18 protein-coding genes are annotated in these 15,862 nt (G+C 75.6%); 8 read left to right on the top strand and 10 right to left on the bottom strand.

The window, feature by feature from the left end:
- Positions 1 to 9: 9 nt before the first annotated feature.
- Entirely contained in the window at positions 10 to 918 is a 909-nt protein-coding gene (prpB, locus tag CLV37_RS19690; protein WP_106213617.1) for a methylisocitrate lyase, read from the top strand.
- Positions 915 to 2,021 (top strand): bifunctional 2-methylcitrate synthase/citrate synthase, encoded by a 1,107-nt coding sequence (locus CLV37_RS19685; RefSeq protein WP_106213615.1) that lies wholly within the window; start codon positions 915 to 917, stop codon positions 2,019 to 2,021. Before prpB ends, CLV37_RS19685 begins: the two co-directional genes overlap by 4 nt.
- Here CLV37_RS19685 and CLV37_RS27115 read toward each other — a convergent pair.
- Positions 1,966 to 2,682: a TetR/AcrR family transcriptional regulator gene (locus CLV37_RS27115; RefSeq protein WP_170127385.1), complete on the bottom strand. Its 717-nt coding sequence runs from the start codon at positions 2,680 to 2,682 to the stop codon at positions 1,966 to 1,968. The genes CLV37_RS19685 and CLV37_RS27115 overlap by 56 nt on opposite strands.
- 64 nt (positions 2,683 to 2,746) lie before the next feature.
- Here CLV37_RS27115 and CLV37_RS19675 point away from each other — a divergent pair, with 64 nt between their 5' ends.
- Positions 2,747 to 4,075, top strand: a complete 1,329-nt coding sequence (locus CLV37_RS19675) for a glycosyltransferase (protein ID WP_106213613.1) — start codon at positions 2,747 to 2,749, stop codon at positions 4,073 to 4,075.
- A gap of 1 nt (position 4,076) precedes the next feature.
- Here the strand turns inward: CLV37_RS19675 and CLV37_RS27765 are convergent, their stop codons facing one another.
- Both CLV37_RS27765 and CLV37_RS19665 read right to left on the bottom strand, forming a co-directional pair.
- A complete protein-coding gene (locus CLV37_RS27765; protein WP_170127384.1) occupies positions 4,077 to 5,135 on the bottom strand; it encodes a cell wall-binding repeat-containing protein in 1,059 nt (352 codons plus the stop codon).
- 101 nt (positions 5,136 to 5,236) lie between these two features.
- Positions 5,237 to 5,515 carry a DUF4190 domain-containing protein gene (locus CLV37_RS19665; RefSeq protein WP_106213611.1) on the bottom strand — a complete coding sequence of 93 codons (279 nt, stop codon included), beginning with the start codon at positions 5,513 to 5,515 and terminating at the stop codon, positions 5,237 to 5,239.
- A 139-nt stretch (positions 5,516 to 5,654) separates the two neighbouring features.
- On the opposite strand from CLV37_RS19665, the gene CLV37_RS19660 reads away from it, so the two are divergent.
- The gene (locus CLV37_RS19660) at positions 5,655 to 6,128 is read left to right on the top strand and encodes an NUDIX hydrolase (protein WP_245885496.1); all 474 of its coding nucleotides are present in this window, start codon (positions 5,655 to 5,657) and stop codon (positions 6,126 to 6,128) included.
- On the opposite strand, the gene CLV37_RS19655 is transcribed toward CLV37_RS19660, so the two are convergent.
- The 3 genes from CLV37_RS19655 to CLV37_RS27760 form a co-directional block, all read right to left on the bottom strand.
- Entirely contained in the window at positions 6,077 to 7,903 is a 1,827-nt protein-coding gene (locus CLV37_RS19655; protein WP_106213607.1) for a patatin-like phospholipase domain-containing protein, read from the bottom strand. The two genes, CLV37_RS19660 and CLV37_RS19655, sit on opposite strands and share 52 nt — an antisense overlap.
- A 70-nt stretch (positions 7,904 to 7,973) precedes the next feature.
- On the bottom strand, positions 7,974 to 8,252 hold the full coding sequence (locus CLV37_RS19650) for an STAS domain-containing protein (RefSeq protein ID WP_281260551.1): 279 nt from the start codon (positions 8,250 to 8,252) through the stop codon (positions 7,974 to 7,976).
- A gap of 56 nt (positions 8,253 to 8,308) precedes the next feature.
- Positions 8,309 to 8,746 (bottom strand): Asp23/Gls24 family envelope stress response protein, encoded by a 438-nt coding sequence (locus CLV37_RS27760; protein WP_211298794.1) that lies wholly within the window; start codon positions 8,744 to 8,746, stop codon positions 8,309 to 8,311.
- 202 nt (positions 8,747 to 8,948) lie between these two features.
- Between CLV37_RS27760 and CLV37_RS19640 the strand changes: the two genes are divergently transcribed.
- Entirely contained in the window at positions 8,949 to 9,671 is a 723-nt protein-coding gene (locus tag CLV37_RS19640) for a TetR/AcrR family transcriptional regulator C-terminal domain-containing protein (protein WP_425433628.1), read from the top strand.
- A 12-nt stretch (positions 9,672 to 9,683) separates the two neighbouring features.
- On the opposite strand, the gene CLV37_RS19635 is transcribed toward CLV37_RS19640, so the two are convergent.
- Positions 9,684 to 10,280, bottom strand: a complete 597-nt coding sequence (locus tag CLV37_RS19635) for a TetR/AcrR family transcriptional regulator (protein ID WP_106213603.1) — start codon at positions 10,278 to 10,280, stop codon at positions 9,684 to 9,686.
- 98 nt (positions 10,281 to 10,378) lie between these two features.
- Here CLV37_RS19635 and CLV37_RS19630 point away from each other — a divergent pair, with 98 nt between their 5' ends.
- Both CLV37_RS19630 and CLV37_RS19625 read left to right on the top strand, forming a co-directional pair.
- A complete protein-coding gene (locus CLV37_RS19630; RefSeq protein ID WP_106213601.1) occupies positions 10,379 to 11,140 on the top strand; it encodes an SDR family NAD(P)-dependent oxidoreductase in 762 nt (253 codons plus the stop codon).
- A gap of 20 nt (positions 11,141 to 11,160) precedes the next feature.
- A complete protein-coding gene (locus CLV37_RS19625) occupies positions 11,161 to 11,529 on the top strand; it encodes a nuclear transport factor 2 family protein (protein WP_245885495.1) in 369 nt (122 codons plus the stop codon).
- A 16-nt stretch (positions 11,530 to 11,545) separates the two neighbouring features.
- On the opposite strand, the gene CLV37_RS19620 is transcribed toward CLV37_RS19625, so the two are convergent.
- Together CLV37_RS19620 and CLV37_RS19615 are read right to left on the bottom strand one after the other, a co-directional pair.
- Complete coding sequence (locus tag CLV37_RS19620; RefSeq protein ID WP_106213599.1) at positions 11,546 to 11,839, bottom strand: hypothetical protein; 294 nt, start codon at positions 11,837 to 11,839, stop codon at positions 11,546 to 11,548.
- Positions 11,840 to 11,888: 49 nt separating this feature from the next.
- Positions 11,889 to 12,827 carry an oxygenase MpaB family protein gene (locus tag CLV37_RS19615; RefSeq protein ID WP_106213597.1) on the bottom strand — a complete coding sequence of 313 codons (939 nt, stop codon included), beginning with the start codon at positions 12,825 to 12,827 and terminating at the stop codon, positions 11,889 to 11,891.
- A gap of 203 nt (positions 12,828 to 13,030) precedes the next feature.
- Between CLV37_RS19615 and CLV37_RS19610 the strand changes: the two genes are divergently transcribed.
- Positions 13,031 to 14,800: an ATP-binding SpoIIE family protein phosphatase gene (locus CLV37_RS19610; RefSeq protein WP_106213595.1), complete on the top strand. Its 1,770-nt coding sequence runs from the start codon at positions 13,031 to 13,033 to the stop codon at positions 14,798 to 14,800.
- A gap of 102 nt (positions 14,801 to 14,902) precedes the next feature.
- Here the strand turns inward: CLV37_RS19610 and CLV37_RS19605 are convergent, their stop codons facing one another.
- The gene (locus tag CLV37_RS19605) at positions 14,903 to 15,754 is read right to left on the bottom strand and encodes an MBL fold metallo-hydrolase (RefSeq protein WP_106213593.1); all 852 of its coding nucleotides are present in this window, start codon (positions 15,752 to 15,754) and stop codon (positions 14,903 to 14,905) included.
- Positions 15,755 to 15,862: the final 108 nt, after the last annotated feature.

Raw genomic sequence — 15,862 nt, 5'->3', positions numbered from 1 at the left:
GGAGACCCCGTGCTGTACTCGTCGACGACGCCGAGCGCGAAACGCCGGGCCTTCCGGCTCGCCCTCGCCGGGACCGAGCTCCTGCGGTTCCCGGGAGCGTTCAACCCGTTGTCCGCCAAACTGATCGAGCGCAAGGGCTTCGAGGGCGTCTACGTCTCGGGGGCCGTGCTGTCGGCCGACCTGGGGTTGCCGGACATCGGCCTCACGACGCTGACGGAGGTCGCCGGCCGGTCCGCGCAGATCGCCCGCGTCAGCGACCTGCCCGTCCTCGTCGACGCCGACACGGGGTTCGGTGAACCCCTCAACGTCGCCCGCACGGTGCAGGCGATGGAGGACGCCGGAGTGGCCGGGCTGCACGTCGAGGACCAGGTGAACCCCAAGCGCTGCGGTCACCTGGAGGGCAAGCAGGTCGTCGACGAGCGGACCGCGGTGCGCCGCGTGCGGGCCACGGTCGACGCCCGCCGCGACGGCGACTTCCTCGTCGTCGCCCGCACGGACGTGCGCGGGGTGGAGGGTTTCGACGCCTCGGTGCGCCGGGCGAAGGCGCTCGTCGACGCCGGGGCCGACGTCGTGTTCCCCGAGGCGATGGCCGACCTCGCCGAGTTCGAGGCCATGTGCTCCGCGCTCGACGTCCCGGTCCTGGCGAACATGACCGAGTTCGGCCGCAGCGACCTGTTCACGCACGCGCAGCTGCGCGACGCGGGGGTGCGGATCGTCATCCACCCCGTGTCGCTGCTGCGGCTGGCGATGGGGGCCGCCGACCGGGCGCTCGACGAACTCACCGGCACCGGGACCCTGGACGGTAAGGTCGCCCAGATGCAGACCCGCGCGGAGCTGTACGACCTCGTGGACTACGCGGGGTACGGGGACTTCGACTCCGGGATCTACGACTTCAGCCTGGAGGGGAACCGAGGGTGAGCGAGATCCACAAGGGCCTGGCCGGTGTCGTCGCGGACACCACGGCCGTCTCCAAGGTCGACCCGGAGTCGAACTCCCTGCTGTACCGCGGGTACCCCGTGCAGGAACTCGCGACCCGTGGTTTCGAGGAGGTCGCCCGGCTGCTGTGGGACGGGGAACTGCCCACCGCGGAGGAGCTGGAGGGTTTCCGGGAGCGCGAGCGCGCGGGCCGGGCCCTGGACGACCGCGTCCGCCGGGTCGTCGACGAGCTGCCGCTGAGCGCCCACCCGATGGACGTGGTCCGCACGGCGGTCAGCGTCCTGGGGGCCGTGGACGAGCAGGCCGCGGACCACTCGCGCGCGGCCGAGCTCGCCAAGGCCGAACGACTGTTCGCCGCGCTGCCCGCCGTCGTCGGGTACGCCCAGCGCCGCCGCCACGGGCAGGACCTGCCGGCCCCGCGCGACGACCTCGGCTACGCCGCGAACTTCCTGTGGACCGTCACGGGCGAGGAGCCCGACGAGGTCGCGACCCGGACGTTCGAGACCTCGCTCGTGCTGTACGCCGAGCACTCGTTCAACGCCTCGACGTTCGCGGCGCGGGTGGTCACGTCGACGTTGTCGGACCTGCACTCGGCGGTGACGGCCGCGGTGGGGGCGTTGAAGGGGCCCCTGCACGGCGGCGCGAACGAGGCCGTCTGGACGGTGTTCCAGGAGATCGGGTCGGCGCAGGGGGCCGCGGCGTGGCTGGCTGAGAACCTGGCCGCGCACCGCAAGGTCATGGGGTTCGGTCACCGCGTCTACCGGCACGGCGACTCCCGCGTCCCGACCATGCACGCGGCCCTGCGCGAGCTGGCGACGGCCCGCGGGCGCACCGACGTCCTCGACCTCTACGACGCCCTGGAGTCCGAGATGCTGCGGGCCAAGGACATCCGACCCAACCTCGACTACCCGGCCGGTCCCGCGTACCACCTGCTGGGGCTGGACACCGACGTGTTCACGCCGGTGTTCGTGGCGTCCCGGGTCGTCGGCTGGAGCGCCCACGTGATGGAGCAGCGGGCGGCGAACTCCCTCATCCGCCCGCTGTCGGCGTACGACGGCCCGGGACTGCGGCACCTGCCGGCGTGAGCACGAGCCGGGAGACCGTGTCGGCGAACCACTCCCGCAGCTCCTGGTGGGTCCAGCCGAACTCCACGACGTAGAGCTGGTACGGGTCGAAACCGGCCAGCAGGGCGAGGGTGTCGGCGTGCTGCTGCACGCTGCGCCCCGGCCGCAGCAACCCCCGCCCGGCGAGGACCTCGGTGGCGGCGAGCAGGTCCGCGCGGCGGCGGCGGGCGAGGTCGAGGGTGAGCTCGCGGACCCCGTCGTCGGTGACGGCCGCGGCGTTCACGGCCCGCCACATGCCGATCCCGCGTTCCTGCCCGGCGACGACCAGCTCGGCCAGGCCGGTGAGCAGTGCGGGCGGGTCGGCGCGCAGCAGCGAGGCCCACGGCTCGTGGTCGGTGACCCGGCCCCCGGTCTCCACCCCGACGAAGGTCTGCCCGAAGGCGGCCAGCAGCAGGGCGCGCTTGGGGCCGTGCACCGTGACGGTCTCCACCGAGACCCCGGCCCGTTCGGCGATCGCCGGCATCGTCGTCCCGGCGAAACCGTTGCCGGCGAACAGCTCGGCCGCCGCCTCGACGATCCGCCGGCGGGTCGCGGCGGCCTGTTCGGCGCGCTTGGTCCCGTCGTAGCGACGCGTGCCGGGAACCCCCTTGCCCCCGGCAGGTCCACCCGTTACCTTCCCCATATTCACTACGGTACCACCGTAGCGAATTATCAGGGACAGCCGATTCTCCTGGGGGGGACCCACCGTGCCGCACCACCTCGTCCTGTCGTCACCCATCCACGGCCACGTCGCGCCTGCGCTCGCCGTCACCCGCGGCCTCCTGGCCCGCGGTCACGAGGTCACCGTGCTGACCGGCCGCAAGTACGCCGGGGCCGTCGCGCAGGCCGGGGCCGAGTTCCTCGCCCTGCCGGCCGAGGTCGACTACGACGACGCCGACCTCGACGCCTGGCTGCCCGGACGGCAGCGGAAGAAGGGCCTGGCCGCCGTCCGCCACGACCTCATCGGCATGTTCGTCCGGCCGATCCCGGTCCAGGCCCGCGCCGTCGCGGCCGAGCTCGCGCGGCACCGCTACGACACCGTCGTGGCCGAGAGCGCTTTCCTCGGTGTCCTGCCCCTGCTGCTGTCGGCGCCCGCCGGGCAGCGGATCCCGGTCGTCGGGATCTCCGCGATCCCCGTCACGCTCACGAGCGTGGACGCCGCCCCGTTCGGGCCGGCGTTGGCCCCGGGCACGACGGCGCTGCACCGGCTGCGCAACCGCCTGCTCACCACCGTCGTCCACGCGGGACCGTTCCGGCCCGTGCAGCGGGCGGCCGACGCCGCCCTCGCCGAGGTCGGGGCGCCGCCGATGCGCGGGAACTTCTTCGACCAGTCGACGGGCTTCGACGTGACCTTCCAGCTCTCGGCCCGGGGCTTGGAGTACCCGCGCCGGGAACTGCCCGACTCCGTGCGCTTCGTCGGGCCGCTGCGCCCCGGCCCGTCGTCGGCCTCCGTCCCGCCGTGGTGGGCCGACGTGGAGGACGCCCGCCGCGCGGGCCGTCCCGTCGTGCACGTCACCCAGGGCACCATCGACAACACCGACTTCGGTCGCCTCGTGGTGCCCACCCTGCGCGCTCTGGCCGACGACGACGTCCTCGTCGTGGCCACGACGGGCGGGCGGCCGCTGCACGAACTCACCACTGCCCTCGGCGGTGACCTGCCCGCGAACGCTCGCGCGGCGGAGTTCCTGTCCTACCCGGACCTGCTGCCGCGCACGGACGTCGTCGTCACCAACGGCGGTTTCGGCGGGGTTCAGCAGGCACTGGCGGCCGGGGTCCCGCTGGTCGTGGCCGGCAGCACCGAGGACAAGCCGGAGGTCGCGGCCCGCGTGGCCTGGGCCGGCGCGGGGGTCGACCTGCGCAGCGGGTCCCCGCGACCGGACCGCGTGGCCGCAGCGGTCCGACGGGTGCTGCAGGGCGCGGCGTTCCGCACGGCGGCCGCGCGCCTGCAGCGCGAGATCGAGGGCTACGGGGACCCGCTGGAGACGATCACGCGCGAACTGGAGCGCCGCGCGGAGTCCCACCGGGCCCCGGCGTGACTCAGCCGTCGATCTCGACGGCTCCCACCGCCGTCACGCGGCCCGCGCCGTAGGTCTCGAACCACGCCTCGACGGCGTCGTACGAGGCCTGCTCGTCCCCGACGAGCAGCGTCGCGCGGCCCAGCGGACCGGCGGCCAGGGCGTCGACGAGGTGCCCCGTCACGCCGGGCGCGAACACGACGTCCTGGTCGTCCACGCCCCGCTGCACCGACTCGTCGGCCACCAGCGCCGCGGTGGCGTAGCGGTCGGTGCCCGCCGCGCGGTGCGGGGCGGGCAGGGCGGCCAGCGCCTCGGGGGCCACGCCCTCCGGCCCGCCCGCGACCGTGGTCTGCGTGACCCCGAGGGTGCGCAGCGCGTCGCCGGCCGGGATCGGGTCGTCGTCCGCGACGAGCACGAGGGGTTCGCCGAGCCGGGCGGCGGGACCGGCCGCGGCGAGCGCGTCGACGAGGTGGGCGTCCTCCCCGGAGGCGGCCCAGCCGTGCGTGCGGGTCGGCATGAACGCCGCGAGCGCCCGCGAGGTCGCGTACCGGTCGGCGCCTGCGACGCGCTGGACGTCGGTGATCCCCAGCGCGCGCAACCGGTCCGGCGTCGTGGCCGACAGTGCGTCGTCGCCACCGACGAGCAGGACCGACTGCACGCCGGTGCTGCGCAGGTAGTCGGCCGTGGCCGCGGGGACCGCGTCGCGCGCGGCGAGCAGGACCGGGGCGGCCAGGGTGCGGGCGAGGGGACCGGCGGACAGCGCGTCGACGAGGTGCCGGTCCTCGCCGCTGACCAGGACCGCGACGTCGGCCTGCGGGAAACCGTGCCGGGCGATCGCGACGGCCGTCGCGTAGCGGTCGTCACCGGACAGCTGCACGACCTGGTTCGGCGTCCCGTCGGGCAGCGGGGCGCCCTCGTAGGCGGTGCCGCAGCCGGGGTGGCTGACGGGGGGAGCGGGTGAGCAGGTCGGCGTCAGGGTCTCCGCGCCGGGAGCGGCCGCCGCCGTCGTGACGGGCAGCGCGAGCACGAGGGTGGAGAGCAGCACCACCGGGAGAGCTCGGCGGACGGTCGGGCGGGACACGGTGGCCTCCTGCGGGTCGGGAGTGACCAGTGTGGCAGTCGTGACCTCCCTGGGAGGGAGGTTCCGCGCACCCCGCCCGTCCCGCCCGCAGCGGGAACCCGTCAGGCCGTCGCGAGGTAGGCGCCGAGCGCGGCGTTCCCCACGGCCAGCACCAGACCCACGATCGAGAGCACGAGGCCGATCGTCGCCTGCCGTCCGTTGCGGGCCGCGCTGCGGTGGACCCGCGAGCGGCCCAGGGCCGACAGCACGATCCCGACGACCGCGAGCGGCACGCCGAGCAGCGGCAGGAGCCAGGCGACCAGGCTCACGATGCCGAGGATGAAACCCGTCAGGACGAGGGGTTCGGAACGGGTGGTCGAGGTCGGTGTCGTCGTCGTCATGGCCCGGGAACGTAGGAGCGCCGGCAGGGCTCCGCGCGGTGGAGTTCCGTCCGGGCCCGATCCACCGCCCGATCGGGTCAGAGGGGTCACGTCTCGCGTCCGGGCTGCGGCGGGCGGTGAACGGGGGCAGGATCGCGCCGTGCCGAAGCGCAGCGCCGGGATTCTCCTGTACCGCCGGACCGGGGACGGGGTGGAACTCCTCGCCGGTCACATGGGCGGCCCGCTGTGGTCGTCGAAGGACGAGCACGCCTGGTCCATCCCCAAGGGTGAGCTCGACCCCGACGAGGAACCGCTCGCCGCGGCCCGGCGGGAGTTCACCGAGGAACTCGGTCTGCCCGTCCCCGACGTCGACCTCGTCGGGCTCGGCGAGGCGGTGCAGCGGTCCAACGGCAAGCTGGTGACGATCTGGGCGGGCGAGGCCGACCTCGACCCGGCGGCGGTCGTCCCGGGCACCTTCACGATGCAGTGGCCGCCCCGGTCGGGGACGCTGCGGGAGTTCCCCGAGATCGACCGCGTCGCGTGGCTGAGCCCGGACGAGGCCCGCACGAAGCTCGTGAAGGGTCAGGCGGTGTTCGTCGACCGGTTGCTGGAACTGCTCTCGGCGCCGGCCTGAACGTCCCCGCCGAGGTCGTCGTGCAGGGTCCGGCGCGTCAACCGCGACGCCGGCGGCGGCTGCTGCGTCCAGGCCGTGACGTCGCGCGCCAGCAGGTCGTCGAGCAGTTCCGACGACCGCGCCGTCCGTTCCTCGTCCCAGCGGCCCCACTGCGGGAACGGGTCCTCCGTCGCGGCCACCCGCGCCAGTTCCGGGTAGTCGGTGCGCCAGCGCGGGCGGACGTCGTCGAGCAGCAGCCCGGTCCCGGCGACGAGGCAGCGCAACCGCAGGTACCGGTGGCGGTTCCACTCGTCGCCCACCACCGACGCGGGGTCCGGGCCGGACCGTTCGCGCAACCCCGCGAGCTCGGCGCCCGCGGCCTCGCCGAGCCGCACGAGCGCCGCGATCCGCTCCGGTCCCATGTCGAGGTTCAGGCCGCCCTGGTCGTCGGCGAGCCGCACGGTGCAGATGCGTTCGCGCACCCCGGGGACGCGCGCCTGGGACTCGTCGGCCCAGTTGTGCATCGTGTCGTAGACGCCGGCCAGGAACTGCCGGACGGTGCCCACCGCCGCCACCGGCGGCGTCGTGGCCGCGCTGGAGGCGACCGGCCGGAACACGCGCTGCGCGACGGGGCTGGCGGGGTCCGCACCCCCGACGAGGTTCACGGCGTACGTGGGCCGGCTCGGCAGCGGGGAGTCGAACAGGTGCACGGGCAGGTTCGACGTGATCCCGCCGTCGCTGAACCAGCACTCGACCCACCGCGCCGGCCCCTGGGGGTCCGAACCCGTGGGGGCCCACGTCCACAACGGCACCGCCGACAGCAGGACGGGGAACGACAGGCTGATCCGCGCGCCCAGCCAGATCGGCAGGTCCTCCGCCGCGGGCAGCAGGACGAGCCCGGCCGCGGCCGCCGTCGCCCGGTGCTCCGGGGCGACGTCGGCCGCGGGGGGCCGGGAGGCGAGGAACTCCATCACCTCCGGGGGCAGCAGCCGCCGCCACTGCTCGGGGCGGTAGGCCCACACCCCGCGCGTCAGCGGGAAGTGCGAGGACTCGCCCTGCGAGACGTTCGTCGTCGTCGTCACGAGCCGGATCCCGGCGGTCGCGAGGTCCCCGTAGGTCACGGGCTGCTCGCGGCCGGCGAGGTGCTGGACCGTCGTGTGCAGGTACTCCCCGAGAGCCGGCTCCTGCGGGGTCCCCCCGAGCCCCGTGCACAGCCCGAAGAGGTTGTCGTCCAGCCGCCCCGGCGCCGACCCGAGGACCGCCCGCGCCCCGAACCCCAGCGCCGCGCCGGCCACCACCACGAGCGCGAGGAGGAGCGAACTCACCCCCGCCGCGACGGCCGCGCGGGTGTCGGCGCCGGCCACCAGCGCGAGCACCCCGGCCAGGACGGCGAGCGCGGCGACGGCGGCGACGGCGAAACCCCGGGTCCGCGCCCCGCGCGCCCCGACGTGCCCGAGCAGCGTGCGGACCCGCCCGGCCCCGCGCAGCAGCAGCGCCAGGTCCAGCAGCTCCCGGGTTCCCGGCTGCGGCCGGAACAGCGCGAGCAGACCGCTGCGCCCGCCGCTCACGGCGGCCATCTGCGCCGGCACCTCGGCGAGCCGCTCGAAACCCCCCGAACCCCGTCCGAGTTCGGCGGCCGCCGCGAGCACCGCGGCCAGCGCACCCGCCGAGGAACCGCCGATCGAGCGGAACCGGTGCGTGCGGGCGATCCGCACGACGGCCGAGGGGTACACCAACCCCGACGTCACCCCGCCCTTGAGGACGAGGTCGCACTCGAACTCCGGTCCGTCCGTCACCGGCGCAGTCTGCTCCGCGGGTCCGGGCGCCGTCGAGGCGGCGGCGCGGGGGCGGCGCGGGGTTCCCGGTTCAGCCCGGTGACCGCCGGCCGGCGGGGTCGGTGACGACGTGGACCACCGTGTCGAGCCTGGTCACCGCGAGCAGGAACCTCACCTGGTCCGACGGCCGCAGCACGCTGACCCGCCCGGCCCCCAGTCCCCGGGCCAGGGTCGCCACGAACGCGGCGCCGGTGGAGTCCATGAACGTCACCCCGGCGACGTCCAGGACGACGGGGCGTCCCGCGGCGAGGGCGTCCTCGGCCAGCGCCGTGAGGTGTTCCGCGCACTCGGCGTCGACCTCGCCGCGCAGGACGACGGTCGTGCTCGCGCCGGGACCGCCCTCGCCCGGCCCCTCGCGGCGGCCGGTCAGCGGACCCGTCCCGGCCGGCCGGCACCGCGGGCGGGCAGGTGCAGGTCCGCGACGGTGACGTTGACCTCGGTCACCCGCAGCTCCGTCATCCGCAGGACGGAGGAGACGACCTCCCGGCGCACCCGGGCGGCGACGTCGACGAGGTCGGTCCCGTGCTCCGCGACCAGCCGCAGGTCGATCACGGCCTCCCGCTCACCGACCGCGGCCACCACGCCCGGCGCGGTGCCGCTGGAGGTGCCGGGGACCCACGGGTGCGGCGCGTCGGGCGCACCGGTCTCCTCGCTGAGGGCGACGACGCCGGGCACCCCGCGCGCGGCGATGCCGGCGATGACGGCGACGACGTCGTCGGACATCGTCGTGGTCCTCGCCGTGGTTCCCGTCGTGGTCCTCGTCGCCCCGTCGACCGTCGTCCCACCGCCGCTGGTCTCCGACATGGACCGGTCCTCCCGAGGTGCGCCGTGCGTGGACCCGACCTGGTGGACCGGGCACGGGACAGACTTACAGCGTAAGTTCCTCCAGCGCCAGCCCTGCGGGCGGGCGGGTCCGGACCGGCGGTGCCAGGATCGGTGCGTGCAGGGGACCTCCGACGACGGTGCCGGGGGACCGCCGCCACCCGGCGAGCCCGACCCCGCCCACCTGCCCGACGTCGACGAGCTCCTCGTCGAGGGTGCGGAGCCCCCCTCCGAACGGGTGTCGCTGAACCGCGAACGCATCCTCGCCGCCGGGTTGCGGGCCATCGACGAGGAGGGTCTCGGGGCCTTGACGATGCGCCGGCTCGGGGCGCGGCTGGGGGTCGAGGCGATGTCCCTCTACCGCTACGTCCCCGGCCGGGAGGACCTGCTGGACGGGGTCGTCGGGGTCATGGTCGACGAGCTCGGTCAGGACCCCGAGGTGCTGCGCTCCCCCGACCACGGGTGGCAGGACTTCCTGCAGCGCATGGCCCACGGGGTGCGGCGGGTGGCGATCGCCCACCCGAAGGCCTTCCCGCTGGTCGCCTCGACGCCCCCGGAGGCCCCGTGGCTGCGTCCGCCGCTGCGCAGCACGGAGTGGGTCGAGACGTTCCTGGCGGGCCTGGTGCACCAGGGGTTCTCCGACGAGCAGGCGGCTGCCACCTACCGCGCGTTCACGAGCTTCCTGCTGGGCAACCTGCTGCTGGAGGTCGCCCAGCGGGGAGGGGCCGTCGGGCCGCTGGACCTCGTCGACGAGGAGGAGCCCGCCGGGGGGCTGGACGAGGCGCCCACCGTCCGGCGCCTGGCGCGCCTGCTCGGTGAGGACCGGGCGCTGCAGGAGTTCGAGGAGTCGCTGGAGAGCCTGATCGACCGCGTCTCCGCGCAGGTGCTCGGCGGCAGCGGGGCCTGACCGGGCGGCCGCTCAGCCCGCGCCGGGGACCGCGCGCAGCGCGAACTCCACGGAGGCCAGCAGGTCGGCGCGCCCGACGCCGGCGGCGGCGTGGACGGCGTGGCCCTCGCTGACGGCCATGACGAACCGGGCGAGGGTGGCGGGGTCGGTGCCGGCGGGCAGGTCGCCGTCGGCGACGGCGGTGGCGAACCGGTCGGCGAAGGTGGCCTCGCCGGCGAGGCGGCTGGCGGCGAGGAACTCGGCGACCTGCCCGTTGTCGCGGCCGCACGCGAGGCCGCCCTGGATCGACAGGCAGCCCGCGGGCCGGTCGGGTCGGGTGAGGGCCTCGACGTTGGCGCGCAGGAAGGCGGCGACGACCCGGGCGGCCGTGGGTTCGGCCAGGGCGGCGCGGGCGTAGGCCATGTCGACCTCGGCGTAGCGGGCGACGGCCCGGTGGAACAGCTGCTCCTTGTCGCCGAAGGCGGCGTACAGGCTGGGGCGGTTGACGCCCATCGCCTCCGTGAGGTCGCTGAGGGAGGCGCCCTCGTACCCGTGCCGCCAGAACACCTCGACCGCGCGGTCGAGGGCCGCGTCGGCGTCGAACCCCCGGGGTCGTCCTCGTGCTGCCACGCCGACATCCTAACCGATCGGTACAGATTTGACAGCGACGGTGCGGAGGTCTACGTTCCACATCAGTACCGAACGGTACACATACCTGGGGAGAGATCGTGGAACAGCTGCAGGACAAGACGGCCCTGGTCACCGGGGGCACCTCCGGCATCGGCCTGGCCGTCGCGCACCGCTTCGTCGAGCAGGGCGCGCACGTCGTCGTCACCGGCCGCCGGCAGGAGGCGCTCGACGCGGCCGTCGCCGCCCTCGGCGCCGTCCGCCCGGGCTCGGCCACCGGGGTGCGCGCCGACGTGGCCGACCTGGCCGACCTCGACCGCCTCTACGCCGTGGTCGCCGAACGCGGCCACGGCCTCGACGTCGTCGTCGCCAACGCCGGCGGCGGCGAGTTCGCCGCGCTGGCCGACATCACCTGGGAGCACTACGAGTCGACGTTCGCGACGAACGTCGGCGGCACCCTGTTCACCGTCCAGAAGGCGCTGCCGCTGCTGAACCCCGGTGCCTCCGTCGTACTGACCGGCTCCAACGTCGACGTCAAGGCCAGCCCGTCGTTCAGCGTCTACGCCGCCACCAAGGCCGCGCTGCGCTCCTTCACCCGGTCCTGGGCCGCCGAGCTCGCCGGCCGCGGGGTGCGCGTCAACAGCGTGGCCCCCGGCCCGATCGGCACGCCGGGCCTGTCCGGCCTGGCCCCCGACGCCGCGGGTGCGGAGCAGCTGCTCGACGGCCTGGCGGCGGGCGTCCCGATGGGCCGCCTCGGACGGCCCGAGGAGATCGCCGACGCGGTCCTCTTCCTCGCCGGGCCCGGGAGCAGTTACATGACGGGAGCCGAGATCTACGTCGACGGCGGGACCAGTCAGTTCTGAGCGAGCACCGGAGGACACGGGTGGACGAGACCCGGATCGAGACCGAGGCGCTGATGCGCGCCAACCTGCTGGACGTCTTCGGCCAGCGCGACCCCGCCGCCCGGCGGGCGGCGGCCGAACGCCTCTTCGGCGAGGACGTCGTCTTCGGTGACGAGGAGGAGACGACGCACGGCGTCCCGGCCCTCCTGGAGCGGGCCGGGGCCATCCTGGACCGGGCCCCCGCCGAGGCCGTCTTCGCGGCCGACTCCCCGGTCTACGGGACGGGGGAGCAGGCGGCGCTGACCTGGACGTTCGGCGTGCCCGGGGCGCAGCCTCTCGCCCGCGGGATCGACCTCGCCACGATCGCCGGCGGGCGGATCACCCGCCTCACGACGCTGCTCGCCCGCTGAGGGCGGGGTCCGGGGGTCAGTCCACGCCGTAGGCGGCGACGAAGTCCTCCACCGCCCGCACGACCTCGCGGGCCACGGCGGCCGGCAGCCCGGTCAGCGCCTGCCGCCGGGCCCCCTCGGGCACGCCCCGGCGCCGGGCGTCCCCGTCGGCCTGGGCGGCGGCGGCCAGGACGTGGCGCGGGACGGCGGCGCTCACGCCCATCCGGTCCAGGACCAGCCCCGCGACCCAGTCGGGGTCCAGGCTCCCCGCCGGCGGGGCGAACACCCGCTCGCCCTCGACGTAGTCACCGCTGCCGCCGTGGTTGCGCACCCGCGCACCGTACGCCCGGGCGGGGGTGCGCGCCGCGCGTCCGGCGGCCTCACGCGGCGGGCGGGGCCGCCAGCCACTCCGGCCGCGGGGCCCAGCCGATGCGGTACCGGGCGGCCTGCTCCGAGGGGCTGTACGGGCCCAGCGAGAGCTGCAGCGCCCGCAGGGACCACCGCGCGCGGCGCAGCTCCCGGACCTCGCGCGGACCCCTCGCCCCGCGCCCCGGCACCCCCGCCAGGTCGGCCAGTTCGGGGGACAGGACCAGCCCGCCGGCGGTGGCCAGCCGCGCGTAGACGGCGCGCTCGACCCGGTTCAGCCCGGCCGGCCCGCCGATGAACGCCCGCAGGTCGGCGGGCACCGGCGCCAGCACCGGGCGCACGGCCCGCAGCGCCTCGGCGAGCCCGGCCCGGTCGGCCGGCAGGTCGTCCGCGCCCAGGGCGCGGGCGCTGCGGGCCCAGTCGCGGACGTAGACGTCGCCCCAGCCGCGGCCGAACCGGCGGGTCAGGTCGTGCCCGCACGCGTCGTTCGCGGCGAGGAAGGCATCGGTGAAGGCCAGGTGCACCCACCGCAGCAGCGCGGGGTCCGAGGCGGCGTAGGCCCGGCCGTCGTCGGTGCGGCCGGTGACCCGCGCGTGCATCCCCCGCACGCGCGCGGCCTCGCGCTCCGCCAGCTCCGCCGACCCGAACGTGGACACCACGAGCCAGCGCGCCGTGCCGGCCAGCCGCTTCCAGGGGTCGGTGCGGTAGGAGGAGTGGCGCTGCACCCCCGCCAGGGCCAGCGGGTGCGTCGCCTGCCCCAGCAGCGCCGCGATGCCCCCGACCAGCGTCGACAGGTCGCCGTGCACGCGCCAGACCACCCCGTCCGGTTCGAACCAGCCGGGTCCGTCCCCGACGGTGGCGATGTCGCGGACCCAGTCCGGCGCACCGCCGGGGTCGCCGGAGACCCTGGCCCGGAACCCGGACCGCACCCGGGCGGGCAGCAGGAGAGGCACCCGGCCAGCCTCACCCGGCGACGTCGGGCCCGCACCCCGGCCGGTGGGTCCGGCGGACCCCGGGTCCCGCCGGGCGGGAGCCGGTGTCCCGGTGGAGCAGGTGTGCTGGAGTGGTCGACGGGTCGAACCCGGGCCCGCGCCACGCACCGCTGCTCAGCGCCACCAGTGCCACCCACACTCCGCGTCGACGACCAGGGGCCGACATGTCCGTCGAGGGTTCCGCCGAGGCCTCCGGTCCCCGCCCGGTCGACGACTCCCCGTGGGAGGCGGTCGCGCGGTTCGCGCTGGACCTGAGCCTGGCCCTGTCCCTGGAGGACGTGGTCCGCTCCCTGGTCCGCCTCGGGGTGCCGGCGTTGTCCGCGGACGGGTGCGGCATCGTCACGCCCGCCGCCGACGGCGGGTGGCAGCTCGCGCTGAGCACGTCGTTCACGCCGGGACTGCGCGCCCGGTTCCTCTACGAACCCGCCGACAGCCCGCTGCCCGCGTGCCGCGCGGCCCGCGAGGGCCGCACCTTCCTCGTGCCGGACCGCGACGCGGCCGCCCGCGTGCACCCCCGGATGGCCGAGGTCGTCGACGTCACCCAGCGGGCCCGCTGGGCGCTGCTGCCGCTGCGGACCGAGGGCGAGGTCGTCGGCAGCCTCGCCGTCTCCTGGACCGACCCGGCGGAGTTCACCGCGGCCGAGGTGGCCGTCCTGGAGGTCTTCGCCGCGCACTGCGCGCCCACGGTGCAGCGGCTCCTGGTCGCCGGGCAGGACCAGCGGGCCACCGCCCTCCTGGGCCGGATGGCGCGGGCCCTGCAGCGCGGGGTGCTGCCGGACCTGCCCGCGGTGGACGGTCTCGACCTCGCGGCCTGCTACCTGCCCGCCGCGGACGGCGCCGAGATCGGCGGGGACTTCTACGACACCTTCGTCCGGGCCCGCGGTGACGTGGTGGTGGCCGTGGGGGACGTCGCCGGGCACGACCCCCTCGCGGCGGCGGCCATGACGAGGGTGCGGACGCTGCTGCGCGGGCTGGCCTACGACAGCGACGACGGGCCGGGCGCGCTGCTGGACCGGCTGGACGCCGCGGTCGCCGCCCTGGAGCCGGGCATCACCGCCACGGCCGTGCTGGTGACCGCGACCCGCACGGACGACGGCGCGCTGGACGTGCGCTGGGCCGACGCCGGGCACCCCCCGCCGGTGCTGCGCCACCCGGACGGGACCGTCGAGGTCCTGCAGGACGGCGGGGAACCGCTGCTGGGCGTCGACTGGCCCGCCGCCCGGTCCGAGCACCGTCGCCGCCTCCCCGTCGGCAGCGTCCTGGTGCTCGTCACCGACGGTGTCGTGGAGAGCCGCGACACCGAGGTCATGACCGGCATCGGGTCCCTCGCCCAGACGCTGGGCGGGGTCGCCGACGTCGGGGACGCCTCCACGGTGTGCGCGGCGCTCGCCGGCACCCTCCTCGACCCGGACCCGGACCCGGCCGAGCCGGCCGGGACGCGGGACGCGCGCGACGACCGGACGCTGCTGGTGCTGCGGGTCCCCGCGTCCACCGGCCCCCCCGAGCCGGCCCCGGCGCGGGAACCGGCCGGGGACTCCGACACGGTGACACGGGTCGTGGTGCTCTCGCCCGAACCCCGGTCGGCCCCGGTCGCGCGGGGGGCCGTCCGCTCCGTCGCCGGGACCGGCGGGTGGCCGGCGGACGACGTCGACGTCGCCGAGCTCCTCGTGAGCGAACTCGTGGCGAACGCCGTCATCCACGCCCGCAGCGAGATCCGCGTCCGGGTGGCCAGCACCGCCGACCGGTTGCTCGTGGAGGTCGAGGACGAGAACGACCGTCTCCCCGAGCTCCTGGCGCACGACGACGACGCCCTGTCCGGACGCGGCCTGCAGCTGGTCAGCGGCGCGGCGCACGACTGGGGGTTCCGCCCGCTGCCCGACGCGGCGCTCGGCGGCAAGGTCGTGTGGTTCGCCCTGCGCCGGGACCGCGCGTAGATCGGCGCGGCCCAGGAGTCCGTCCCGCTCGGCCGGGTCGGGGTGGAGGTCGTCGACCGGGTGGACCGGTGGTGGGTCAGGTGGACGCCGGTCCGTCGGGCCTCAGCGGGCGGTCGCGTCGACCCAGGTGTCGTCCTCGGTGATGAGGGCGAAGGAGGGATCGCTCAAGTGCGATGCCGCGATCACGACGCGGCCCTCCTTGGCCTGCTCGAAGATCCGGCGGCGGGCGCTGCCGGCGGTGTCCCGGTCGACGTCCGTCATGAAGTGGATGTTCTCGTCGTTCAGCTGGGCGGGCAGCTCGATCAGGTCGCCCACGAACCACAACCTCTGGCCCTGCGAGCTCAGCGTCACGGTGACGTGCCCGGGCGTGTGACCAGGTGCGTGGACGGCCGAGACGCCGGGAAGGAGCTGACTCTCCCCGGCGGCGTAGGTCCGCAGGATGCCCGCCTCCCGGGCGGATTCCATGACGATGCGGGCAGGGTCGTCCGCCGGAGCTCCATCGACGAGCAGCGCCCAGTCCTCGGCGCCGTAGTGCACGGTGGCGTTCGGGAAGAACGGCCGCCCGTCCTTCACGATCCACCCGATGTGGTCCAGGTGCAGGTGGGTGGTGAAGATTTCGGTGATGTCCTCGGGTGCGACCCCCTCCGCAGCGAGGGCGGCGGGAAGCGCCCCCGCGCTGGCCATGGTGGGTGGCGGGTTGGTCAGGCCGTTGGCCGCGGCGAGTTCAGGGGGGAAGGGCATGGACAGCTCCCCGGCGCCGGCGTCCACGAGGAACGTCCCGTGCGGACCCTGCACCAGGTGGGCACCCAGGCGGATCTCGTGGGTGCCCGTGGCGTCGAGGGTGTCGGGGTACTTCGTGAAGTCAGCTCCGGGGTACGCCGACGGCGGGAGGTGGGAGGCGCCGTCGGTCAGGACGGTGACGGTGAACTCGCCGATGGTGATCTTGTCGGTCATGAGGGTGCTCCAGCTTCGTCGGTCGCTAACTTTGTGTCAGTCAATGACAGGATGACGTCGAGTGAATGTACCTGCTGGTAGGCCGTGGGGAAAGCCTTCCGCGTCGGC

It is taken from the genome of Kineococcus rhizosphaerae (assembly GCF_003002055.1).
GTDB lineage: Bacteria > Actinomycetota > Actinomycetes > Actinomycetales > Kineococcaceae > Kineococcus > Kineococcus rhizosphaerae.
Note: the sequence above shows the minus strand (reverse complement) of the source record. Positions and strands in the feature narration are given on the sequence as shown.